Source organism: Pseudomonas sp. E315, from assembly GCF_055406205.1.
Genome location: NZ_JBUZPJ010000001.1, coordinates 338,588 through 361,281 on the forward strand (window position 1 = coordinate 338,588; position 22,694 = coordinate 361,281).

At 55.0% G+C, this 22,694-nt stretch carries 19 protein-coding genes; 6 read left to right on the plus strand and 13 right to left on the minus strand.

Features of this window, described 5'->3' with window-relative positions:
* Positions 1 to 72 precede the first annotated feature (72 nt).
* Positions 73 to 423: an SPOR domain-containing protein gene (locus ACZRJQ_RS01745; RefSeq protein ID WP_463976684.1), complete on the plus strand. Its 351-nt coding sequence runs from the start codon at positions 73 to 75 to the stop codon at positions 421 to 423.
* A gap of 210 nt (positions 424 to 633) precedes the next feature.
* Here the strand turns inward: ACZRJQ_RS01745 and ACZRJQ_RS01750 are convergent, their stop codons facing one another.
* The gene (locus ACZRJQ_RS01750; RefSeq protein WP_463976685.1) at positions 634 to 921 is read right to left on the minus strand and encodes a helix-turn-helix transcriptional regulator; all 288 of its coding nucleotides are present in this window, start codon (positions 919 to 921) and stop codon (positions 634 to 636) included.
* Between the two features lie 553 nt (positions 922 to 1,474).
* Here ACZRJQ_RS01750 and ACZRJQ_RS01755 point away from each other — a divergent pair.
* Both ACZRJQ_RS01755 and ACZRJQ_RS01760 read left to right on the plus strand, forming a co-directional pair.
* A complete protein-coding gene (locus ACZRJQ_RS01755) occupies positions 1,475 to 2,398 on the plus strand; it encodes a DMT family transporter (protein ID WP_463976686.1) in 924 nt (307 codons plus the stop codon).
* Positions 2,395 to 3,645: an ATP-grasp domain-containing protein gene (locus ACZRJQ_RS01760; protein WP_463976687.1), complete on the plus strand. Its 1,251-nt coding sequence runs from the start codon at positions 2,395 to 2,397 to the stop codon at positions 3,643 to 3,645. The genes ACZRJQ_RS01755 and ACZRJQ_RS01760 overlap by 4 nt, the downstream gene beginning before the upstream one ends.
* A gap of 123 nt (positions 3,646 to 3,768) precedes the next feature.
* Here ACZRJQ_RS01760 and mapR read toward each other — a convergent pair whose 3' ends face one another.
* The 4 genes from mapR to ACZRJQ_RS01780 form a co-directional block, all read right to left on the minus strand.
* On the minus strand, positions 3,769 to 5,178 hold the full coding sequence (gene mapR, locus ACZRJQ_RS01765; RefSeq protein WP_463976688.1) for a GntR family transcriptional regulator MpaR: 1,410 nt from the start codon (positions 5,176 to 5,178) through the stop codon (positions 3,769 to 3,771).
* 158 nt (positions 5,179 to 5,336) lie between these two features.
* Positions 5,337 to 6,758, minus strand: coding sequence for a cytochrome c oxidase accessory protein CcoG (ccoG, locus tag ACZRJQ_RS01770; RefSeq protein ID WP_463976689.1), 1,422 nt, complete (start codon positions 6,756 to 6,758; stop codon positions 5,337 to 5,339).
* Positions 6,759 to 6,965: 207 nt separating this feature from the next.
* Complete coding sequence (locus ACZRJQ_RS01775) at positions 6,966 to 7,202, minus strand: DUF3203 family protein (RefSeq protein WP_463976690.1); 237 nt, start codon at positions 7,200 to 7,202, stop codon at positions 6,966 to 6,968.
* Entirely contained in the window at positions 7,199 to 7,372 is a 174-nt protein-coding gene (locus ACZRJQ_RS01780) for a hypothetical protein (protein WP_463976691.1), read from the minus strand. The genes ACZRJQ_RS01775 and ACZRJQ_RS01780 overlap by 4 nt, the downstream gene beginning before the upstream one ends.
* Before the next feature lie 273 nt (positions 7,373 to 7,645).
* On the opposite strand from ACZRJQ_RS01780, the gene glgB reads away from it, so the two are divergent.
* Positions 7,646 to 9,877, plus strand: coding sequence for a 1,4-alpha-glucan branching protein GlgB (gene glgB / locus ACZRJQ_RS01785; protein WP_463976692.1), 2,232 nt, complete (start codon positions 7,646 to 7,648; stop codon positions 9,875 to 9,877).
* Positions 9,878 to 9,925: 48 nt separating this feature from the next.
* Here the strand turns inward: glgB and ACZRJQ_RS01790 are convergent, their stop codons facing one another.
* The 7 genes from ACZRJQ_RS01790 to ACZRJQ_RS01820 form a co-directional block, all read right to left on the minus strand.
* The gene (locus ACZRJQ_RS01790; protein WP_463976693.1) at positions 9,926 to 10,726 is read right to left on the minus strand and encodes an endonuclease/exonuclease/phosphatase family protein; all 801 of its coding nucleotides are present in this window, start codon (positions 10,724 to 10,726) and stop codon (positions 9,926 to 9,928) included.
* 165 nt (positions 10,727 to 10,891) lie between these two features.
* Positions 10,892 to 13,054, minus strand: coding sequence for a glycogen debranching protein GlgX (gene glgX, locus ACZRJQ_RS01795; protein WP_463976694.1), 2,163 nt, complete (start codon positions 13,052 to 13,054; stop codon positions 10,892 to 10,894).
* Between the two features lie 112 nt (positions 13,055 to 13,166).
* Entirely contained in the window at positions 13,167 to 13,418 is a 252-nt protein-coding gene (locus ACZRJQ_RS01800; RefSeq protein ID WP_463976695.1) for a DUF2934 domain-containing protein, read from the minus strand.
* Positions 13,419 to 13,567: 149 nt separating this feature from the next.
* The gene (gene malQ / locus ACZRJQ_RS01805; protein WP_463976696.1) at positions 13,568 to 15,649 is read right to left on the minus strand and encodes a 4-alpha-glucanotransferase; all 2,082 of its coding nucleotides are present in this window, start codon (positions 15,647 to 15,649) and stop codon (positions 13,568 to 13,570) included.
* 42 nt (positions 15,650 to 15,691) lie between these two features.
* Positions 15,692 to 17,260, minus strand: coding sequence for a glycogen synthase GlgA (gene glgA, locus ACZRJQ_RS01810; RefSeq protein ID WP_463976697.1), 1,569 nt, complete (start codon positions 17,258 to 17,260; stop codon positions 15,692 to 15,694).
* Positions 17,261 to 17,690: 430 nt separating this feature from the next.
* Positions 17,691 to 18,137, minus strand: coding sequence for a DUF411 domain-containing protein (locus tag ACZRJQ_RS01815; protein WP_463976698.1), 447 nt, complete (start codon positions 18,135 to 18,137; stop codon positions 17,691 to 17,693).
* Between the two features lie 139 nt (positions 18,138 to 18,276).
* Positions 18,277 to 18,807 (minus strand): DUF4946 domain-containing protein, encoded by a 531-nt coding sequence (locus ACZRJQ_RS01820; protein WP_463976699.1) that lies wholly within the window; start codon positions 18,805 to 18,807, stop codon positions 18,277 to 18,279.
* A 226-nt stretch (positions 18,808 to 19,033) separates the two neighbouring features.
* Between ACZRJQ_RS01820 and ACZRJQ_RS01825 the strand changes: the two genes are divergently transcribed.
* Both ACZRJQ_RS01825 and rfaD read left to right on the plus strand, forming a co-directional pair.
* Positions 19,034 to 20,311: a serine/threonine transporter gene (locus ACZRJQ_RS01825; protein WP_463976700.1), complete on the plus strand. Its 1,278-nt coding sequence runs from the start codon at positions 19,034 to 19,036 to the stop codon at positions 20,309 to 20,311.
* A 172-nt stretch (positions 20,312 to 20,483) separates the two neighbouring features.
* Entirely contained in the window at positions 20,484 to 21,479 is a 996-nt protein-coding gene (rfaD, locus tag ACZRJQ_RS01830; protein WP_463976701.1) for an ADP-glyceromanno-heptose 6-epimerase, read from the plus strand.
* A 141-nt stretch (positions 21,480 to 21,620) separates the two neighbouring features.
* Here the strand turns inward: rfaD and tal are convergent, their stop codons facing one another.
* The gene (tal, locus tag ACZRJQ_RS01835) at positions 21,621 to 22,544 is read right to left on the minus strand and encodes a transaldolase (protein WP_463976982.1); all 924 of its coding nucleotides are present in this window, start codon (positions 22,542 to 22,544) and stop codon (positions 21,621 to 21,623) included.
* Positions 22,545 to 22,694 lie beyond the last annotated feature (150 nt).

Here is a 22,694-nt window from a genome sequence, read left to right on the forward strand (position 1 = left end):
TTTGTTCAAGGAGAGCAAAGGCCGCTGCCCCAGTGATAAAATCGACCCACTCAAACAGATAGGGGAAACGCAGTGCGTAAAGTCATCATGATGACAGCGATATTGGCCTTGACGGCTTGCGGTCAGGATTCTAACGATAAAATCCAATCGGCTAAAGCAGCTTCTGATGCTAGCGCGGTTCAAACGCCTATTACTCAGTGGTCTGTAGAGGTGACGCGGGGCGACAGGCCAGCTCTCAGTGATCTCACAGCCAGGCTGCTTGAGCATGGTTTTAGCTCTTATATTGTGGTGAGCGAAGGTGTTCAGCGCGTACTGATCGGGCCATTCACCACCGAGGCACAAGCTCAAGAAATGAAAGCCAAATTGGCGTCCAAGCTCGATATTGAGTCCACCGTGGTTGAGCAGTCACCTAAGCAGAATTAACAGGTTGGGTTGATTGCGCTGCAACCTAAGCTAAGCGTAGTGGCAAGTTGGAGACTGCGACATCCTTGGGGCAAATTTTTTTACGCCAAGCGCAGTTTCCAGCAGAACCTGGGTCTTACGCGGCTAAAATCAGGCGGCTTGGCTGCTCGTCGGGGATTTGCAGCGCTCACTCAAGCCAGGTCTAGCCGGGAGAAGGGGTGTTGGAAAAACCTACTGCGGCCTGACCAAACCCAGAAGGGTGGCTTTAATCAGTGCTGCTGTACGTGTGTTGACACCGAATTTGATTCGAATATTGGTGAAGTGAAAATTAATGCCTGACTCTGTGCACTTCATGATGGTAGCAATCTCCCACGATGTCTTGCCCAAGGCTCCCCAAGCAAGTACCTCTTGTTCTTTGGGCGTCAGCTTGATGGGGTCGTCACCTGTAGTGTTTTGTTCTGCGGATTGAGATATCCGACGAGAGGGTGTTTTGCGAGTTGTAGATTGAATTTGAGGCATAACTTGGCACTCCCATAGAGCAGCGTTGGCCAAATAAGGTTCCTGTTGGGCATCAATCACGCCGTAGGTGTGAAGTTCCTGTAGGTTTTTTCTATGGCGTGAGTGACGTTATAAACCCATCTCAGCCGTTTGAAACCTGTCATAAGTGACAGGTCGAGTAATCGCGGCATCAGTACACAAAGCCTTGAAATGTTCTAAGGCTTGAGCTTGCTATTGGTTTCTCTCTTATTATCGCTTTTTCGAATATAAACTAACTCAAGATTCTATTGGGTCTTGCGAGCTGTGAGGTTCTGTCGATAGATAGGGGTTGTTAGTATTTTTATAAAGTTGAATTTATTTCTATCTGTTTCGGTAGGCGGTGTATCAGTGATGTTTTTGCATTTGAATGTTCCTCTAAAACAGTAGGTTGGGTGGGTCTGAAAGTTATTTTTGTAAGGTGATGTGGGAATATTCTTTGATATTTCGTTTGCGGTAATGCATGGGCGAATGTAGGTTTTGTAGGTCTTCGAGTGTTTTATCAGGATTGTCCTGCAATACTAATAAGGTTGTGCGTATGCCTCTAAAAAATATGGGCGTTTTTCTGGGGTTGTTATTTTGTTTTATAAGTGCTGCGTTTGATGTGTATGTTGGTTTTGTAACGCAGGTGCTAAACCCGTGGGTGGTTATTTTTTACTGCTTTGTTTCGTCTGCGCTAATGTTTCTGGGTTATGGTATTTGGAAGAACAGATATTCGCTTGCTCTTAAGGTTCGACAAGACAGTGTTTGGGTTGTGTTGAGCAATGTCTCGGTACTACTTAACTGGGGCGGGCTTTTTTATGCGCTTCGCTACTTGGAACCGGCGGTGGTAGGTGTTGCATCTGTTGCCTGTGGTCCTGCATTAACGCTAGTCGTGGCGATTTTTATTAAAACCGACAGTAAGGTGCGCAGGGTCGAGGCTGTTATTGCATGTCTGGTATTGTTGTCCGTTGGGGTTATGCTCTTCCAGTCATTCCTTGGTGTAAGCGGTGTTTCGTCGTCGTTTGAACAAAGAATAGTGGGCATCATCAGCGTGGTGGTCTGCGCGTTAGGGACGGTATTTTATACGTTCTGCTCCAAGAGGCTTTATAGGGCTCGATGGAAGGCCTACGAAATTTTGGCGGTCAGGAATGTGCTGATCATTGCAGTGGCAAGTTTATTTATTTTGTTGAGCGGGACTTCACTTAGATTGGCGACTGAGTGGGTGTTGCCGATGGCTGTATTAGTTGTTGTGGGGCATATCGTTCCGGTATTTCTAATTCAAAAAACCATTCTTCATCTTAGTGCCTTGAATGTCTCTTTCGTGTTGTTGATGCTGCCGGTGTTTACCTTGCTTTTGCAATACTTGGATGCACGTGTGACGGTGTCTGTAGAGAGTGTTGTGGCTGTTCTAATTATTGTAGTGCTGCTGGCGTTACTGGCGGCCTTTAATGCGCAGAATACAGGACGGGCCTTGAAATGAAGAAGGTAGTCGTAGTGGACGGGTTTTCATCCGGTAAGGAAGTAGCCAGAAAATTATTTATTGAGGGGTGCTCATTACTGCACGTGGCCTCCCGAAGTACCCTTGATGAGTATTATTACAGGGGGTTCGATGTGAATATTTATGATTGCACTATTGTTCACCTTGAATGGGCCTCTACGCTTGAGCAAGTTCGCCGGTTTGAGCCGGATATTATCATTGCCGGTGCAGAGAGCGGTGTGTTGTTGGCGGATCAGTTAAATGATGTGTTATCGCTGGATTATGTTAATGATTTTTCTCTGACCCATGCGCGAAGAAATAAATATGAAATGATCAAGCGTGTTGCTGACGACGGGCTACTCGCGGCGAGACAGTGTACAGCCGGTACATGGTGCGAGGGCAAAAAGTGGATTGAGGCACACAATAAATACCCGGTAGTTATAAAGCCGCTCGAAAGCGCAGGGGCTGACGGTGTTCATATTTGCCAAGACATTACTGCTTGTGAGCGTGCATTTAATTCTCTATTGGGGACGCGCAACAAGCTGAATATCGAAAATGAAGATGTATTGATTCAGGAGTATTTGGCCGGTACTGAATATGTGGTCAATATGGTTTCTTTAAGAGGGCGGCAATGGGTAACAGAAGTGGTCAGGTATACAAAGCGCACCCTGGAAACAGGCAACGTTGTCTATGACATTGATCAGTTACTTGATGCCACAGCGCCTGTGTATGACGAGTTGGTCGCTTACACCCGTCGGGTGGTTAAAAGTTTGGGCATTAAAAACGGCCCGAGTCATGCAGAGGTCATGTACACAGCTACAGGCCCTAAGCTGGTAGAGATAGCAGCACGAACAGATGGGATCCTCAGGTCAAGTGTGTCTGCTCAGACGACTCAACTGGGCCAGATTGATGCGTTTGTGTTGTCGATTACTCGCCCCCTTGAGTTTGAACGCTTATTAACGTCCGGTAGGGACTACTCGCTGTTTAAGCAGACTTACAATGTGTCCCTCATTAGCGCGGTAGAAGGCGTTTTCAGAAAAAGAGCATTCCTCGCCGAACTGACCAAGCTGAACTCTTTTTTTGAGGCGGTTTTTTACGTAGAAGATGGCCAGAAAATCGGTATGACTAAAGATGTATTCAGCCAGCCAGGAACGGTTTATCTCGTTCACCCTGACCTTGCTCAAATCGAGTCGGATTACGCAGAAATTCGAAACATGGAGCTGGCAGGCATTTATCTGGAGCCTCTTTAAATCATGGGGTACGCGCTAAAGCATGCGCGTACTGGTTAAAGGACGGGGTCAACGTTGCTCGCAAGGCTGCGGCCAAAAGCCCTGCATTGGCGTGTCAGCGCCGAGTGCGCAGGGCGGCAGGGACTAAAACGAGCGGACAATCTTACCGAGGGTTTCCATGGCTTTTTCGCTGTCCTCGTTCCACGGGCTGCCGTAGTTCAAGCGGATGCAGTTTCTAAACCGTTGGGTCGCTGAAAAAATCGGCCCCGGTGCGATGCTGATGCCTTGGGCCAGCGCCATTTGAAACAGCTTGAGTGAGTCCATTTGTTCCGGCAGTTCGAGCCACAAAAAATACCCGCCTGAAGGTTGGCTGACGCGCGTTTGCGTCGGGAAGTAACGGGCGATGGCCGCCAGCATCGCACTCTGCTGTTCTTCCAGCGCATAACGCAGCTTGCGCAAATGACGATCGTAGCCGCCATGTTGCAGGTAGTCGGCAATGGCCGCTTGGGCAGGCATTGAGGCGCACAACGAAGTCATCAGTTTGAGGCGCTCGATTTTCTGCGCGTAGCGGCCTGCGGCAACCCAGCCAATCCGATAGCCCGGCGCGAGACTTTTGGCAAACGAGCCGCAATGCATCACCAAACCTTCGGTGTCGAACGCCTTGGCGGGTTTTGGTGCGTGCTGACCGTAATACAGTTCGGCGTACACGTCGTCTTCAATCAAGGGCACTTGATGACTGCGCAACAGTTCAACCAAGGCTTGTTTCTTGGTTTCGGGCATGGTGGCGCCAATGGGGTTTTGAAAGCTGGTCATGCACCACACGGCTTTGATCGGGTGACGTTCCAGGGTTTGCGCTAACACCCCCAAATCAATGCCGTCACGTGGATGAACAGGGATTTCAACCGCTTTGAGCTTTAACCGCTCCAGCACTTGCAGGCAGGCGTAAAACGCCGGTGCTTCAATCGCCACCAAGTCGCCCGGCTCGGTCACTGCTTGCAGGCACAGGTTCAGGGCTTCCAGCGCTCCGTTGGTGATCAGCAGCTCTTCCATTGGCAGCATCAGCCCACCGACCATGTACCGCAGGGCGATTTGCCGACGCAGTTGTGGGTTACCCGGCGACATATCGGTGACCACCATGCGCGGGTCCATTTCGCGGCTGGCGGTGGCCATTGAGCGGGCCAGACGTTGCAACGGAAACAACATAGGGCTGGGGAAGGCTGAGCCGAAGGGCACGGTGTGCGGGTCTTTGATTGAGTCGAGAACTGAAAACACCAGCGCGCTGACATCGACCTCGGTGGATTCGGTCACATGGCTGCTGAACACCGGCTCGCAAAACGGGCTCGGTGTGTGGGCGTTGACGAAGTAGCCCGAGCGCGGCTTGGCCCGGATCAGGCCTCGGCGCTCAAGCAGGTAATAGGCCTGGAACACCGTTGAGGGGCTTACCCCATAGGTCTGGCTGGCATAACGCACAGACGGTACACGCTGGCCAGGGCCGAGCACCCCGGAGCGAATCAGTTCAGCAATATCGTCGGCGAATTTTTCATAGCGTTTCATGGGGATAGGGCTCGGTCCGGCGTTATTCAAAAGATGTCATACAAGTGCCCCTCACCCTGTAGGAGCGAGCTTGCTCGCGATGCAGGTGGCGCGGGCTTCTTCACACGCCCCGCACAGATGCTATCGCGAGCAAGCTCGCTCCTACAGTTTTTTGTGGCTTAACGATTGAGCGGTGCAACAAAACGGCTTTTCGCGACGCTGCTGACAGACGGATTGTCGGTGTCCGTCACCACAAACTTGATGGTTTGTGAGCTGCTGCTTGGGCGGTCGGCGAGCAAGGCGACAGACACCGGCACATCGGTAATTTCGCCGGGGGCCAGGGTCAGCTCTGTTTTGCCTTGTAACTGGAAGCCGTCACTGTCTTGCAACGAGACGCGATAGTGCTGTGGCTCCTGGGTTTTGTTGATGATTTTGAGGCTGTAGATGTTCTCGATCTGGCCCTGGCTATTTTCGCGGAACAAGCCCCGGTCCTTGATGACGTCCAACGACACCATCGAACGTTGGTTAAGGGCAAACACCAAGGCGCCAATCATCACCACTAGCACCACGGCGTAACCAATCAGGCGCGGACGCAACAGGTGTGTCTTGCCGCCTTGTAGCTCGTGCTCGGAGGTGTAACGAACCAGCCCGCGGGCATAGCCCATTTTGTCCATGACAGAGTCACAGGCGTCGATGCAAGCAGCACACCCAATGCACTCCATTTGTAAGCCGTCGCGAATGTCGATGCCGGTCGGGCACACTTGCACGCACATATGGCAGTCGATGCAATCACCCAAACCTGCCTGTGCCGGGTCTACGCCTCGTTTGCGCGGGCCACGGGTTTCACCGCGTGCCACATCGTAGGAGATCGCGAGGGTGTCTTTATCGAACATAACGCTCTGAAAACGTGCATATGGGCACATGTGCATGCACACCGCCTCACGTAGCCAGCCGGCATTGATGTAGGTCGCCCCGGTGAAAAACAGCACCCAAAACAAACTGACACCGGCCATTTCCAGGGTCAGCAATTCGGTGGCCAGTGGCCGAATGGGTGTGAAGTAACCCACAAAGGTCAGAGCAGTTATCACGCTAATGGCCAGCCACAGCGTGTGTTTTGCAGTGCGACGCACAATTTTGTTCAAGCGCCACGGGGCGGCTTGCAGCTTTATGCGCTGGTTTCGATCACCTTCGGTAACCTTTTCACACCACATAAATAGCCATGTCCACGTGCTTTGTGGGCAGGTGTAGCCACACCACACGCGGCCTGCGAACACGGTGATCGCAAAAAGGCCAAAGGCTGCAATGATCAACAAAGCTGACAACAGGATGAAATCCTGTGGCCAGAAGGTTGCTCCGAAGATATGGAACTTACTTTCGGACAAGTCCCAAAGAACTGCCTGACGGCCGTCCCAGTTCAGCCAAACCGTGCCGAAGAACAACAAAAACAGGAAGCCTGCGCCCGCTAATCGAAGTGTGCGGAACAGGCCAGTGAAACTGCGGGTGTGGATCAGGTTGTCGCTGGACTTGTTTTTAGGTTTTGCGGCTCTAGGTCGAGAAGCCTCAAATGATTCAAGTATCTGGACGGGAATTCGTTCGCTCATGGTCTTTCGCTCATCAGCCTCCATCAGGCCTGGGCACTATGCCGAGCGAACTGTTTGCATAACAGACTCAGTCAATTGATTAAAAAGCGGATCAGATGAGTTTTTGAAGCCCCTGCGACAACTTGCTGCACCCTGTGCAAGACCCCGCACAGCTTGCCTTGAGCGCGCCTAACCCAGGTGCTCAAGGCGAACTGTGATCCGGGTCAATCAAATGGGCGAACCAGCAGTAGTTTCATACAGATTGTTTCTATCGTCCGTTGCACCATAAGCCAGCAGTGCATTGACGTTTTCTTCTGTGATCCAAAATTGTTGGCCATTGAGTTCAGCCTGCGACATGTGCGTTTGTGCGTTGGTGGTAATTCGCACTGAGGCCACGGGGCCATGCGCTTGGTGCTGTTCGGTGGTGAATGTGCATGTTTGATCATCGTTGATTTGCATGCTCATAAGCGTTTGCCTCGGATCTTGATGGGGGGGTGTTCAGTGGGCGGGTCGCCAATCGGATCAGGATCTGCACCCGGTGGCTCTTGCTCGGGAATGGGGTCTGGATCGAGCGGTGGCAAGCTTGGGTCATCAATATTGGGATCAGGCGTTTCGGCGGGAATGGGGATATTCATGGACATGGCCTCATTGCTGCATAGAAAAAGACTACATAACGTTGACCGCCCCAATGCCCACTCGACTCACCTTTGGCGACCAGCGGAGGGCGGGCAAAAATGTATGAACTTTTGCCAAGGTGGCTGGCTCCCAAACAGTGTGCCTGTCATGAATATCAGCTTAAGTTTTGATGTGCGCACATTTGAACGTTTTTGATTGATACGTAACGCCATACAGCAGCTAGGCTTGATCAGGCCAAACGCGGCGGGACCTTTACCGGATGGGGAGTTTTCATGAGTTCGAGCAAGGATTTTGCCAAAGGCCCTGTAGCGTTATTGCCTGAAAATACAGATATCGAAGCCTTGATCAACGCACAGCATCACGACCCGTTTTCGGTGTTGGGGCCGCATGCGGATGGGCAGGGCGGCCAAGTTATTCGTGTGTTTGTGCCACAGGCGCTGGGTGTGACGGTTTTGGCGCGTGACACGGGCCATGAACTAGGGCCATTGAGCAGTACCGACGTGCCGGGTTTGTTCGTGGGGCAGTTCGCTCAACCGCAGGCTTACGCGCTACGCATTGATTGGGCGCAGGGTGAGCAAATCATTGAAGACCCGTACAGCTTTGGCCCGCTGCTGGGCGAGATGGATTTGTATTTGTTTGCCGAAGGCAATCATCGCGATTTAAGCAGTTGCCTGGGCGCTCAAGTCACGAGCGTTGAGGGTGTCCCGGGGGTGCGTTTCGCCGTTTGGGCGCCTAATGCCCGGCGGGTTTCGGTGGTCGGTGACTTCAACGTCTGGGACGGAAGACGCCACCCTATGCGTCTGCGCCATCCGAGTGGGGTGTGGGAATTGTTTATCCCACGTCTACAGGCAGGCGAGGCGTACAAGTATGAAATTCTCGGTGCTGAAGGCATTTTGCCGCTCAAGGCCGATCCCGTGGCGTTGGCCACTCAACTCCCTCCCGACACCGCCTCCCGCGTGGCGGCACCGCTCAATGTTGACTGGCAAGACGCACAGTGGATGCAGCAGCGCGCCGAGCGTCAACGTCACGATGCGCCACTGTCTATCTACGAACTGCATGTAGGGTCATGGCAGTGCGAGGTTGATGACGCAGGCGAGGTGTCGCGCCAATACAACTGGCATGAGCTGGCCGAGCGACTGATCCCTTATGTGCAACAGCTGGGCTTCACTCATATCGAGTTGATGCCAATTATGGAGCACCCATTTGGAGGGTCGTGGGGGTATCAGCCGTTGTCGCAGTTTGCGCCTACTGCCCGTTTTGGGTCGCGAGAAGATTTCGCCGCTTTCGTCAATGCCTGCCACTTGGCCGGGATTGGAGTGATTCTGGATTGGGTGCCAGCGCATTTCCCCAACGATACCCACGGTTTGGCGCAGTTTGACGGCACGGCACTGTATGAATATGCCAATCCGCTTGAAGGTTTTCACAAAGATTGGAACACGCTGATTTACAACTTGGGCCGTACCGAGGTTCACGGCTTTATGCTGGCCTCGGCGTTGCACTGGCTCAAACACTTTCACATTGATGGCCTGCGGGTGGATGCAGTGGCCTCGATGCTGTATCGCGACTACTCACGCAAGCCGGGCGAGTGGGTGCCTAACCGTCATGGTGGCCGAGAAAACCTTGAAGCGATTGATTTCATCCGCCACCTCAACGACGTGATCGCTCAGGAAGTGCCGGGTGCGTTGATGATTGCCGAAGAGTCAACCGCTTGGCCGGGTGTAAGCCAAAGCACCGAGCAGGGGGGGTTGGGGTTTTCTTACAAATGGAATATGGGCTGGATGCACGACTCGCTGCATTACATTCAACAAGACCCGGTGTACCGGGCTCATCATCACAACGAGCTGAGTTTTGGCCTCGTGTACGCGTGGAATGAGCGCTTTATCTTGCCGATCTCCCACGACGAGGTGGTGCATGGCAAACACTCACTGATCGACAAAATGCCTGGTGATCGCTGGCAAAAGTTCGCCAACTTGCGTGCCTATTTGAGTTTTATGTGGGCTCACCCTGGCAAGAAACTGCTGTTTATGGGCTGTGAGTTTGGCCAGTGGCGCGAGTGGAACCACGATCAGCAACTGGACTGGTACTTGCTGCAATACCCTGAACACCGTGGGGTGCAAAAGCTAGTGGCTGACTTGAACCATTTGTATCGCGAAGAACCGGCGCTGCACGAGCAAGACGATGTGCCGCAGGGGTTTCAGTGGTTGATTGGTGACGATGCCACCAACAGCGTTTACGCGTGGCTGCGCTGGAGCAAGGCCGGTAAACCGGTGTTGGTGGTCGCCAACTTTACCCCGGTGCCCCGCGAGGCCTACCGCATCGGCGTGCCGTTTGCTGGTGCGTGGCAAGAGGTGATTAATAGCGACGCCGGGATCTACGCGGGCTCCAACTATGGTAACGGCGGCGCAGTGCTGACTGACGAGGTTGCCAGTCACGGGCAAACAGTGTCGTTGGCATTGAATTTACCGCCGTTGGCGGTGCTTATATTGCGGCCGCAAGAGGGGTAAGCGTCATGCCGTTCAATAGGGCAACTGTAGGCGCGAGCACGCTCGCGCCTACAGGCGCACCTCTACCGCCAGCGGCAAGTGGTCTGACAAGTGCGTCCAGGGTTTGTTATCCAGAATAGTGGGGTTATGGCCTGTGGCGTTGCGCAGGTAAATGCGGTCAAGACGTAACAGCGGCCAGCGCGCCGGATAAGTTTTGGCCAGCTTGCCGTGGTGGCGCTCGAACACTTCGTGCAGGTCGTCGCGTTGGGCAAGCGCCGCATTGCCCTGTAACTTCCAGTCGTTAAAATCGCCCGCAATAATCACCGGATCGCTTGGTGGCAATGATTTGAGCAACTGGTTCAGCAGCACGATTTGTAGCTGGCGATGACTTTCGAGCAAGCTCAGGTGTACGCAAATGGCGTGAACTTGCGCGTGGCCGGGCACGTCCAGCACGCAATGCAGCAACCCGCGGCGCTCGGGGCCGGTAATTGAGATATCGAGGTTGCGATACGACTTGATCGGGTACTTGGACAACAGTGCATTGCCGTGGTGACCATTGGGGTAGACCGCATTGCGTCCATAGGCAAAGTCGCTCCACATGCTGTCAGCCAAAAACTCATATTGCGAGGTCTGCGGCCAATCTTCGAAGCGCGATGCGTGTTTTTCGTGTTCGCCGAGTACTTCTTGTAAAAACACCAGATCAGCCGAGGTGCTGCGCACGGCTTCACGCAGTTCTGGCAGGATAAAACGCCGGTTAAACGGGGTGAACCCCTTGTGGGTGTTGACCGTCAGCACCTTGATTTGATGCACCGGCGGCACTGAGATGTCAGCCAATGCCGCTGCTGAGTTGTCGCCAATGTTGAAGGTCATGATCACTCCTGTGCTATGGACTCGCGAGGGTTGGACTCTGGCTAGCCCTGGGCGTTCATGTCTTTTTATAGAGCGTATTGACCTGATCCCCATTGATGACGATCAGGTTTGATCAAGGTAGTCGCCCCTAGGCTTGGCGTTGACATAGGGGCGCTGCATCGGACTTCAAGAGGCAGGTTCGCGCTCCAGTTCAAACAGCACCAGTGAGCGGCCGTTGATGCGATAAAGGCTGCCAAAGGGTTGTGGTGGTGAGTCCTTGATCGCCGGATCAAAGGTGTCCAGCTTGCAGACCCAACCTTTGCCTTCGGGCACTTCAGGCAGGCTGAAGTTGACCTCGTCATGTTGCGCGTTGGCCACGATCAGCAACGTGCTGTCAGCTCCTGCGCGCTGAACCCCAGAAACCTGCGCCCGACCATCAAGCAGCATGCCCAGACAACGGCCTTGGGCGTCTTCCCATTGCTCAATGCTCATTTCACTGGCATCGGGTGCCAGCCAGGTGACGTCCTTGACCCCCAACTGCTCGTTGTAGTGGCCGACCAAGAACCGCCCGCGACGCAGAATTGGGTAGCTCATGCGCAGTTTGATCAGGCGTTTGACGAACTTGAGCAATGATTTGCCGTCTTCATCCAGTTCCCAATTGATCCAGCCGATCTCGCTGTCTTGGCAGTAGGCGTTGTTGTTGCCGTGTTGGGTGCGTGCAAATTCATCACCCGCAACAATCATCGGCGTGCCTTGGGCCAGCAGCAGGGTGGCAAATAAATTGCGCATTTGGCGCAGGCGCAGGGCGTTGATATCCGGGTCGTTGGTGGGGCCTTCGACGCCGTGGTTCCATGACAGGTTGTTGTTGCTGCCATCCTGATTGTTTTCGTCGTTGGCTTCGTTGTGCTTGTCGTTGTAAGACACCAGATCGCGCAGGGTAAACCCGTCATGGGCGGTAATGAAATTGACCGAGGTGTAGGGCCTGCGTCCGCGCTGGTTAAACAGGTCGCCTGAGGCGGTCATGCGTTTGGCAAAATCGGCGACCTGTCCGTCATCGCCTTTCCAGAACGCCCGTGCGGTGTCGCGAAAGCGGTCGTTCCATTCGGCCCAGCCCGGTGGAAACCCCCCGACCTGATAGCCGCCGGGGCCACAGTCCCAAGGCTCAGCGATCATTTTGACCTGGCGCAGCAGCGGGTCTTGGCGGCAGGCAACCAAAAAGCTGTGCCGCTCGTTATAACCATCGGCATAACGGCCAAGGATGGTTGCCAGGTCAAACCGGAAGCCGTCGACGTGCATCTCATGAGCCCAGTAACGCAGGGAGTCCGTGACCATCTGCAATACACAGGAGTGGCTTAAGTCCAGCGTGTTGCCGGTGCCTGAGTCGTTGATGTAATAGCGCTTGTCCTCGGGCATCAGGCGGTAATACGTGGCGTTATCGATGCCACGCATGGACAGGGTGGGGCCTTGTTCGTTGCCTTCAGCGGTGTGGTTGTAGACCACGTCCAAAATCACTTCCAGCCCGGCGTCGTGCAGGTGCGCGACCATTTCCTTGAACTCGGCTATCTTGCCGCTGGCCAGATAGCGAGGGTCGGGGGCAAAAAAAGCGATGCTGTTGTAACCCCAGTAGTTGGTCATGCCTTTTTGCAACAGGTGCTGGTCGTTGACGAAGGCATGCACAGGCAACAGTTCGACGCTAGACACCCCGAGTTTGCGGATGTGATCGATGACTTCAGCGTTCATCAGGCCGGCAAAGGTCCCGCGCACGGCTTCGGGCACGCCGGGATGGCGCATGCTGATACCGCGCACGTGGGTTTCGTAAAAAATCGTACGCTCCCAAGGCACGATCAGCCGGTGGTCATGACCCCACGTATGGGCTGGGTCTATCACTTTACATTTGGGCACAAAGGGCGCGCTGTCACGCTCGTCAAAGCTGAGGTCGGCGTCAGGGTGGCCAATGGTGTAGCCAAACAGGGCTTCAGACCATTTCAGCTCGCCTACCAATTGTTTAGCGTAGGGGTCGATCAACAGCTTGTTGTGGTTGAAACGGTGACCGTTTTTAGGGTCATAAGGCCCGTACACGCGGTATCCGTACACTTGCCCGGGATGGGCATCTGGCAAATAGCCGTGATAGGTCTCGTCGGTGTATTCGGGCAACTCAATGCGTTCGAGTTCAACTTCGCCGCTGTCATCAAACAAGCACAGTTCGACTTTGCTGGCGTTGGCGGAAAACAACGCAAAGTTCACGCCCAGTCCATCCCACGTTGCGCCCAAAGGGAAGGGCAGCCCTTCACGGATACGCGAAGGTTCAACGTCTGGGGTTGCGGGGGCAGCCGTCGTGCGTTGGGTCATGGTAGCTCCAGTTTCTTTGGGCAAGCCTTGTCCGTCAGGCTTTAGGGGCCTGTTGGGCGCTTTGATTCACGATTAAGGGCGCAGATTGCTCTGGGCGCTTTGCAGGCAAGCGTTAAGGGGCGGCGGGCTTGCGAGCGGCTCGAGGCTTTTTGGCGGCTGCCGGTTTTTCAGACGCCTTGGGCGCAGCCCCTGATACACCCTTGGCCTTGGTTTTACGCGGCTCGGGGTTGGAGGGGGCCAATGCCTGGGCCTGAGCCAGTTTGTGGGCCATGTCCCAATGGCGTTCTTGCTGACCCTCTGGTTGCCCCTCGGACTCCCAGATTTGGTAAGCAAATTCACGAATGCGTTGATCGTCTTTATTCATGGCAAAGCTCCTGAACTCAGTGAGTGATACCTGTTTTTGCCGAGAAAGGGTTCAGAGCGTCACTTACCCTTTTACGTCTTCCTTTTAGTGACTGCGTGGGTGTCAGAAAATCCCTTTAATGTGGGGTGATATCGGTCGAACGGTCATGCTCAGCCATCGCGTTGCTGTGCTTGCAGGCGTGCGCAGGCCAGTAACTCCAGTCGCCGCGCAACATCAGGGCTGTCGAGCAGGTTTGCGCCATCGCCGGGCAGGCGTCGACACCAGTTTGGATGGCCGCTGACCGTGCCGGGCACGTTGGCTTGCTCCTCTACACCCAAGGCGTCTTCGATGGGCAGCAACACCAGTGGCGCTCGGGTATGGCCCAGAAAACGCACGCTGGCGTTGAGCACTTGGCCATTGCCAGTGGATTCTTCCTGAAAGTTTTGCGGGTCTTGACTGAGTGCGCGGTGTAACCCTTCGCGCTCACGCAGACGGTTTTCTCGCCAGTGCGCCTCACTGACTGGGTCAATCAGTCCTAGCCGGGCGTTCCAGTCAATGTCCCGTGCGTGCCACCAGCCACTGAGTGTGGGTAAATCATGGGTGCTGGTAGTGGCCAACGCGTTGTCGGGCCAATCCAGAATGGGCCGAAAGTGCGCGCCGTAATCGTGTTCGAACAGCAGCACACGCATGCCCAGAATTGAACGTTCGATCAGGCGTTCACGCAGCCCTTCGGGCACGGTGCCCAGATCTTCGCCGAGCACGATGGCTTTGTGGCGCACTGACTCCAGGGTCAACAGGCGCACCATGTCTTCGACCGGGTAATACAAATATGCACCTTCAGCGGGCGTTGCCCCCAAAGGGATCACCCACAAACGCTGCAAGCCCATCACATGATCAATGCGCAAGCCACCGGCGTGAGCAAAGTTGGCCCTTAACATCTCGATGAATGCGCGAAAACCGTTACGTTTGAGACCATCAGGCGAAAACGCCGAAACGCCCCACCCTTGGCCCACCCGATTGAGCAGGTCGGGCGGCGCCCCGACGGTCAGTTGCGCCAGCAGCTCATCCTGTCGACACCAAGCCTGACTGCCGCCGCCATCGGCACCCACCGCAAGGTCAGCGATCAAGCCGATGGTCATCCCGCCATCACGCGCGGCTTTATGTGTCTGGGCCAGGCAGCGAGCGATCAACCACTGACAAAAGGCGTAGTAACCGATGGTGTGGCTGTGTTCTTCAGCAAACACCACTAATGCAGGGCTGTTGGGATCGCGCCATTGTTCGGGCCACAGGCGCCAATCAATGCTGAGTTGCTCGTGGGCACGATGGGCTTGCAAGGCCTCAAAGCGGCAATGGTTTTCAAGGGCTTCGCCCCCTTGATCGCGAAACATCTCAAAGTCGGTGCGCAAGGGCTGCTCGCCCTGCATGAAGTCTTCGTAGAGCCTGCGCATCAAGGTTTGCTTGGCCAGTGTTGCGCCAGGCCAGTCAATCAGCGGCAGTTGCTCCAAACGATGCAGTTCATCTCTGAGGCCGCAGGCGTCAATCGCTTGTTGAACAGCCATCTCGCCCAACACGCTGGCTGGAGCTGCGTACAAACTGTTGAGAAACAGACGGCTGGAGGGGGAATACGGGCTGTAGCGATGAGGGTCGCTACTGAACATGGCATGCAACGGGCTGATGGCAAGGGCGTCGGCGCCCCGTTCTCCGGCCGCTTGAGCGAACGTTTGTAGGGCCTGAGTATCGCCAAATCCGCCATCGCCTTTGCGTTTGAGCGCGTACACCTGCGTGCTGAGCCCCCAAATGCGCGGCGTCGCGGTGTGCGCAGCATCCGCAATGCTGAAACACTGCGCGGGGGCGACGGCCAGCGTGAAGTGTTGCTCTTCAATCTGGGCGCGATGATAACCAATGGGGATCATGCCTGGCAGCACTGCATCAGCGTCCAGTTGAATGTCTAGCGTGCCACCGGTTTCAAGGTGAACGACGCATTGGCTATGGGCCTGAAAGTAACGTGCCAAATCCAGGCCTCTGCCCGCATCGGCCGTTAATAAGGGCGGCAGACGCTTGTTTTGTTGTTCCAATTGCAAGTTCAACAGGCTGGTTTCAATCGCTTCGGCGCTATGGGCAGGTAGCCCTAACCCCGCCAAAACAGCTTCCAGCACTTGCGCCTTGACCCGCTGCGGCTGGCCGTTGGCATCGACCCAATCCACAGCGAGCCCTGCACGACTGGCGAGTATTTCTAATTGCGCTTCACTCATAGGCACTCTCCAGTTTCAACAGGTTTGCGATGCAACATATGTTTAGGGTTTACCCGCTCTTGTCAGTGATTTGGCTACGAGTTGTTCATACAGTTCAGCGTAAGGTTCAACGGCTTTGCACCAATTGAAGGGCGCGGCCATTGCCCGGCAACGCATGGCATTAAGCAGGCGCGGGTAAGTGAACACCTTGAAGGCCCGGCGTAACGCCCCTTCGTAGCTGGCAACTGTGGACTCATCAAACAAAAAGCCGGTCAGGCCGTTTTCAATGGTGTCGGCCAACCCGCCGGTATTGCGCGCCACAGGCAAGGAGCCAAAGCGCTGGGCATACATTTGGCTCAAACCGCAGGGTTCATAGCGTGAGGGCATCAGCAAAAAGTCGCTGCCCGCGAACATGCGTCGTGCATCGGTTTCATTGAAGCCGATACGAACCCCAATCTGGCCCGGAAACCGCAGCGCCAGCTCGCGCATGGCTTGTTCTTCTTCTGGTTCACCGCGTCCAATAATGGCTATTTGGCCACCTGAAGCCACGATAAAAGCCGCGACGCCCTCGGTCAGGTCCAGACCTTTTTGGTAGACCAGCCGCGAAACCACCGCAAATAGCGGGCCTTTGGAGGGTTTAAGGCCAAACAGAGTGCGCACATGCGCAGTATTGAGCGCTTTGCCTTTCCAGTTGCCGATGCTGAACGGCGCGACCAGATGCGGGTCGGTGGCAGCTTCCCAACTTTCATCAATGCCATTAGGGATGCCGCTGAGCAGCCCTTGTTGGGTTTTGCTGGCAAGAAAACCATCAAGGCCGCAGCCAAACGCCGGGGTGGTGATTTCTTGCGCGTAGGTGGCGCTGACGGTAGTGATATGGCTGGAGTAGGCCATGCCGGCTTTGAGGAACGATAATTTGCCGTAAAACTCCATGCCTTCTTGTTGCAAGGCGTGAGGCGGAATCCCCAGCTCGGGGCAGCACGCCAAACTGACCACGCCTTGATAAGCCAAGTTGTGAATGGTGAACAAGGTGGGTGTGCGTTGGCCGCGCCAGTGCATATAGGCCGGGGCCAACCCGGCGGGCCAGTCGTGAGCGTGAACCAGATCGGGCTGCCAATGAATTTGCGCCAAATTGGCCGCAATGTCGGCTGCGGCCAGCCCCAGCCGTGCAAAGCGGATGTGATTGTCTGGCCAGTCGCGCCCGTTGTTAGCGCCGTAAGGTGTGCCTTCGCGCTCATAAAGTTCCGGGCAGATGAGCACATAAATCACCAACCCGTCTTTTAAGTCCATGCGCCCGATTTTGCACGCGGGCAAGGCGGCATGCCCGCCCAGCTCCCCAATAATATGGATCGGGTTGTCGCTGTTCAGCACTTGCGGATAGCCCGGAATCAGCACCCGAACATCGTGCAGGTGGCGCATGGCACGGGGCAGAGCGGCAGAAACATCGCCCAACCCGCCCGTCTTGACCAGATCAGCCAGCTCGGACGTGACAAACAGCACCTTCTTTTTATTGGGGTTAACGCTGAAGGTCGGCAGTGCAGGTTTGCCGCCGGTGACGTGATGAGGCGATATGGCCGTCACGGGGGCTTGCGGGTTCAGACGATCCTCTTGGTGGGGCACAGCTGCACTGATCATGGTTCTCTCCCGTTGTATTTATTGATCTGCCCCAGGCACTCCGGCCGGGATACAACCGCTTCCTTTAGGCCCGCACGCACTTGCCCCACTCACTCAACGCAGTCACCAATGGCGTGGCGGCTTAGCAGGTGAAAAGGGCACTGCAAGGAATGCACCCAAAACAGCTACCTCCTACTAACTTGACCCGTCAGGCCGATAGAAGGTTCGGTTTATTAAACGCGACGGCAGAACGCCGAAATGCGTCAGCTTGGAGTGTAGGAGAGATGCTGCTGAATGTAGGACAAGAACCGACCAAGTGAAGGACTTTGCCTGGCGGTAAAACGGTGGCGCGGTGCCAGCCCGAGGTTACAGGCTTGGTGCGACAAAAGGACGCATACGATCAGAAGCGCCCCGAAAGGGGGCGCGTATCACTTAAGACGGGTGCAGGTGTTCAGTTACCGGGGTACTCGGCCACAACTTCATCGCGGCCATCGTTGCGCAAGCCGATGACTTGGTAGGCATCCTTGCGATCGCCCATTTCCATACCCGGTGAGCCGATAGGCATGCCGGGCACGGCAATGCCCTTGAGGTCGCTGCGGCGGGTGAGGGCGACCACTTGATCGGCGGGCACATGGCCTTCAACAAACTTGCCGTTGATGACGCCGGTGTGGCACGAGGCTAGACGTGGCTGAACACCAAGGCGCTGCTTGACGCTGCTCATGTCCGCTTCAACATGGTCATTGACTTTGAAACCGTTGGCTTGCAGGTGCGAGATCCAAGTTTTGCAGCAGCCGCAGTTGGCGTCGCGGTGCACATCAATGGTCAGTTGTTCGGCGGCTTGAGCCAGTGAACTCAGCAGCAGGGCCGAAAGCGCGGCAAGGCGCAGTGAAGTTTTCATCGTGTTCCTCTTCAAAATGAAAGCCACAAAGGCTGGCGTAATTAAAGCTTCAGCCTGACCGACAGGCGCTGTCAGTCAACTGAGGGCAACATGACAGTTTTGTCAGGTTGGGGTGAGTGTGCATTTTGCAATGCCTGGCTCACTGGCCCAAACGCAAGCTGGCGCGTATGCCTTGCACTTCGGCTTCGGTACTTTTGTAGCCTTCAACCGGGCCTGCGTAGGAAAGGGCGTAAGCGCTACCTTGTTGTGTCGCCGCCACCAGCGTTTGAGTAATAACATGGTTGCCGTTTTGGGTGACTTTGCAGGTGGTCTCCAGCGCTTTAAGCCCGCCCAAGGTGCTGTTATGAACTTTATTGCATGCGCTCTGGTAGCCACCTTTGGCAAAATTTTGCTGCAAGATTTTGCGCATTTGCAGCAGCACGGCTTCCATGTTGACCTGATGCTCAGGCGCGAGCGTTGATTGAGTCAGCTCCATCACCATAAGCGGGTCTCCGTGGGTGTCGTTTTTCACCGCTCGCTGGCGCAAGCCACTGTTGTCGGGAGCGGGCGGCACTGCCTGAATGTCCCAGCCGCCGGGCCAAGTAATCATTAGCTGTTCAGCCCATGCACTGGGCAGGGCAAGGGCAAAAGCCAGTCCAATCAACGCGGTAGTGCGGTGTAAAACGGTCATGGTGGCGGGCCTTTTGAGCGGGATTTGGGCTGTAAGAGTGTATCAACTGGTGTCGGACTATTGCTTTGTTACGTGCCATCATTTTCACCGTTGCTCAGCTAAACCTTTGCTTCTTATGTCTAATCCCGGACAATCGCGCCCTTCTTATGGCTGGGGCGTTGTCTGTAAGGTGTGTTTTGTCCGCCCCGGCCGCGTGGTAATGACCGGCTAGCGGAGATTCGACCGGATGAATGACCAGGCTAATAGCGTCGACGAGCGCTTTGATGCGGCACCCGCGACCCTCAGTCGCTGGGACCGTCATGACACCACCTGGATGCTGGGCCTGTTCGGCACAGCCATTGGCGCAGGTACATTGTTTTTACCGATCAACGCCGGGGTTGGCGGCTTTTGGCCGTTATTGATTTTGGCGCTGCTGGCGTTCCCGATGACGTTTTATGCCCACCGTGGTTTGACCCGTTTCGTGCTCTCAGGGCGAGAAGGTTCGGACATCACAGATGTGGTTGAAGAGCATTTCGGCCTTAAAGCGGGCTCCGTGATTACGCTGCTGTACTTCTTAGCGATTTTCCCGATTTTGCTGATTTACAGCGTTGCGCTGACCAACACGGTTGGCAGCTTTATGTTGAATCAGCTCAGTATCACCCCCCCACCCAGGGCTATTTTGTCGCTGGTGTTGATCCTCGGCCTGCTGGTTGTGGTGCGCTGTGGCGAGCAGGTGATCGTCAAGGCCATGAGCATGATGGTCTACCCGTTTATTGTGGCGCTGCTGTTTTTGGCCGTGTTTTTGATCCCGCACTGGAATGGCGGCATCTTGTCGACGGCCACTACTTTGCCTGAGCCTTCGGCTTTGTTGCATACCTTATGGCTGGCGATCCCGGTGATGGTCTTTTCGTTCAACCACTCGCCCATCATCTCGGCGTTCGCAGTTGATCAAAAGCGCCGTTATGGCGATAACGCCGAAGTGCGCAGCTCGCAGATCCTGTCCCGCGCGCATCTGTTGATGGTCGTGATGGTGCTGTTCTTCGTCTTTAGCTGTGTGCTCACGCTGTCGCCTGAGCAACTGGCCGAAGCCAAGGCACAAAACCTGTCGATCCTGTCGTACCTGGCGAACCACTTCAGTAACCCGACCATTGCTTTTGCGGCGCCACTGATTGCGTTTATCGCCATCGCCAAGTCATTTTTGGGGCATTACATCGGTGCGAGTGAAGGGCTTAAAGGGCTGGTACTCAAAAGCGGTAAGCGCCCTGCGGCTAAAACCCTGGACCGCATGACAGCAGCCTTCATGTTGCTGGTGTGCTGGGCAGTGGCAACCCTCAATCCAAGCATTTTGAGAATGATCGAAAGCTTCGGCGGCCCCGTGATTGCGGCAATTTTGTTCCTGATGCCGATGTACGCGATTCGTCGAGTACCGGCGATGCGCAAGTACTCGGGTCATCTGTCCAACGCTTTTGTCACCGTTATTGGTCTGGTGGCCATTTCGTCACTGGTCTACTCGCTGATCCCTTGATGTAAGGCTGGCTGGCGCCGTTTGTGCGGCGACAGCCAAGTGACATCTATTCGCCAAACCTGCGGTGGTTCAGGTGAGGGGAGCGTCAGCTTGAGTGGTTGATCCGCATCAATACTGATGACCTGCACAGGCATAGGCTACGGTTAGTTCATGTCTTGGGAGGTGGTCAGCAATGAACATCATTGTGACGGGCGCTGCCGGGTTTATTGGCAGCAACCTGGTGAGGGCGCTAAACCTGCGTGGTGAGCGCAACATCATTGCGGTCGATGATCTGACTGAAGGTGACAAGTGCCGCAATCTGGCTGATTGCGACATTGCGGATTACCTAGATAAGCGCGAATTCGTACAGCTTTTTGCCAATCGCCAGTTAGGTGATGTGCGTGCTGTGCTGCATCAGGGTGCGTGTTCCAGCACGGTCGAGCAAGACGGTCGGTTGATGATGCAGAACAACTACCGTTACAGCTGCGATGTGTTGCAAGCCTGTCAGGATCAATCGATCCCGTTGATTTATGCCTCTTCGGCCGCGGTATACGGCGCCAATCGCGACTTTCGTGAAGCGCGTGAATGCGAGCAGCCGCTGAATGTGTATGCGTACTCCAAGTTCCTGTTTGATCAGCGTGTTCGCCAGCTATTGCCCAAGGCGCGTAGTCAGGTTGTTGGCTTGCGTTATTTCAATGTGTACGGCCCACGCGAGCAGCACAAAGGGCGCATGGCGTCGATGGTCTGGCACTGTTTCAATCAATACCACGAGCATGGTCACGTTGAGCTGTATGGCGAGTACGGCGATTATCCGGCGGGCGGGCATCTTCGTGATTTTGTGTCGGTGGATGATGTGGTCAAGGTCAATCTTCACTGGCTGGATCATCCGCAGACCGGTGGCATTTTCAACGTGGGCACGGGGCGGGCGCGGTCGTTTAATGACCTGGCTCTGGCTGTGATCAATAGCCTGCGTGTTGCCGAGCGTCGACCGCCGCTGACGTTGGAAGCGGCAATGATTGAAGGGGTGCTGCGTTACTGTGATTTCCCTGAGACGCTCAAAGGCAAATATCAGGTGTACACCTGCGCCGACTTGACCCGGCTGCGCGAAGCCGGTTATAGCGAGCCAATGTTGGGGCTCGAAGCGGGGGTTGAGGCCTATTGCAGTGAGTTGATCAAAGGCCGGCACTAGGCCCCATGCTGTTCACTTAAGGCCAGGCTGTAGGCGCGAGCTTGCTCACGAAGTGCTCACGATCACGGTATTTGTTCAGTAAACACGCGTTAATCGTTGAAGTCTTTCGCGAGCAAGCTCGTTCCTACAGCAGGTTACGGGTTATTTGCCCGACAACAATGCCTCAAGTTTCTCTTGGTCGCGGGCAAATTGACGAATGCCTTCGGCCAGTTTTTCGGTGGCCATCGCATCTTCATTGGACGCCCAACGGAACTGCGCTTCATTAAGAATCAGGCGTGGCTCGCCGCCGTTGCCCGGGCTCAATTTGCGTTCCAGCGGGCCCTGTTCTTGCGCCAGTTTTTCCAGCAGGTCAGGGCTAATGGTCAGGCGATCACAGCCTGCCAGTTGCTCGATTTGGTTGAGGTTACGGAAACTCGCGCCCATGACCACGGTGTTGTAGTCGTTGGTCTTGTAGTAGTTGTAGATGCGGGTCACGGACTGCACGCCCGGATCATCAGCGCCTACGTAGTCAATGCCAGTGGACTTCTTGTACCAGTCGTAAATCCGGCCCACGAACGGTGAAATCAAGAACACCCCGGCATCAGCGCAAGCTGCGGCTTGTGCAAATGAGAACAGCAACGTCAGGTTGGTTTGAATACCGGCTTTCTCTAGCTTTTCAGCTGCGCGAATGCCTTCCCAAGTGGAGGCGAGTTTGATCAGTACTCGATCACGGCCTACGCCAGCTTTGTCGTACAGCTCAATCAATTGATTGGCTTTTTGCAGCAGGGCAGGTTCGTCGAATGACAAGCGAGCGTCGACTTCTGTCGAAATTCGGCCCGGAATGACCTTCAAGATACCGCTACCCACAGACACCGCGAAGTGATCGCAGGCCAGGCCAACATCACCTTTTGCGTGGCTGATCGCGTTTTTCAGCAACTCGGTGTAACCCGGCATTGCAGCTGCTTTGAGCAGCAGGGACGGGTTGGTTGTAGCATCAACGGGTTTGAGGCGGGTAATCGCGTCGAGGTCGCCGGTGTCTGCAACCACGGTGGTGAACTGCTTGAGTTGTTCCAGCTTGGAAGTCATGAGCGTGCTCTGTCGGAAAGGTATTAATGGCGTGTACAGATTGAGTGCGTAGTCGAGCAAAAGTTCGCTGAACGTCAGGTCTGGCAGCATGCCGCTCAAGACGCTCATTGTGCAACTAATGCTGCGATTAAATCTGTGCGGGTACGGGCC

Coding starts and splice junctions, on each gene's coding strand:
- ACZRJQ_RS01825 (WP_463976700.1), top strand. CDS start 19,034: ATGAATGACCAGGCTAATAGCGTCGACGAGCGCTTTGATGCGGCACCC.
- glgX (WP_463976694.1), bottom strand. CDS start 13,054: ATGACCCAACGCACGACGGCTGCCCCCGCAACCCCAGACGTTGAACCT.
- ACZRJQ_RS01755 (WP_463976686.1), top strand. CDS start 1,475: ATGCCTCTAAAAAATATGGGCGTTTTTCTGGGGTTGTTATTTTGTTTT.
- ACZRJQ_RS01815 (WP_463976698.1), bottom strand. CDS start 18,137: ATGAAAACTTCACTGCGCCTTGCCGCGCTTTCGGCCCTGCTGCTGAGT.
- ACZRJQ_RS01760 (WP_463976687.1), top strand. CDS start 2,395: ATGAAGAAGGTAGTCGTAGTGGACGGGTTTTCATCCGGTAAGGAAGTA.
- glgA (WP_463976697.1), bottom strand. CDS start 17,260: ATGATCAGTGCAGCTGTGCCCCACCAAGAGGATCGTCTGAACCCGCAA.
- malQ (WP_463976696.1), bottom strand. CDS start 15,649: ATGAGTGAAGCGCAATTAGAAATACTCGCCAGTCGTGCAGGGCTCGCT.
- ACZRJQ_RS01780 (WP_463976691.1), bottom strand. CDS start 7,372: ATGAATATCCCCATTCCCGCCGAAACGCCTGATCCCAATATTGATGAC.
- ccoG (WP_463976689.1), bottom strand. CDS start 6,758: ATGAGCGAACGAATTCCCGTCCAGATACTTGAATCATTTGAGGCTTCT.
- ACZRJQ_RS01775 (WP_463976690.1), bottom strand. CDS start 7,202: ATGAGCATGCAAATCAACGATGATCAAACATGCACATTCACCACCGAA.
- ACZRJQ_RS01790 (WP_463976693.1), bottom strand. CDS start 10,726: ATGACCTTCAACATTGGCGACAACTCAGCAGCGGCATTGGCTGACATC.
- ACZRJQ_RS01820 (WP_463976699.1), bottom strand. CDS start 18,807: ATGACCGTTTTACACCGCACTACCGCGTTGATTGGACTGGCTTTTGCC.
- rfaD (WP_463976701.1), top strand. CDS start 20,484: ATGAACATCATTGTGACGGGCGCTGCCGGGTTTATTGGCAGCAACCTG.
- tal (WP_463976982.1), bottom strand. CDS start 22,544: ATGACTTCCAAGCTGGAACAACTCAAGCAGTTCACCACCGTGGTTGCA.
- glgB (WP_463976692.1), top strand. CDS start 7,646: ATGAGTTCGAGCAAGGATTTTGCCAAAGGCCCTGTAGCGTTATTGCCT.
- ACZRJQ_RS01800 (WP_463976695.1), bottom strand. CDS start 13,418: ATGAATAAAGACGATCAACGCATTCGTGAATTTGCTTACCAAATCTGG.
- ACZRJQ_RS01750 (WP_463976685.1), bottom strand. CDS start 921: ATGCCTCAAATTCAATCTACAACTCGCAAAACACCCTCTCGTCGGATA.
- mapR (WP_463976688.1), bottom strand. CDS start 5,178: ATGAAACGCTATGAAAAATTCGCCGACGATATTGCTGAACTGATTCGC.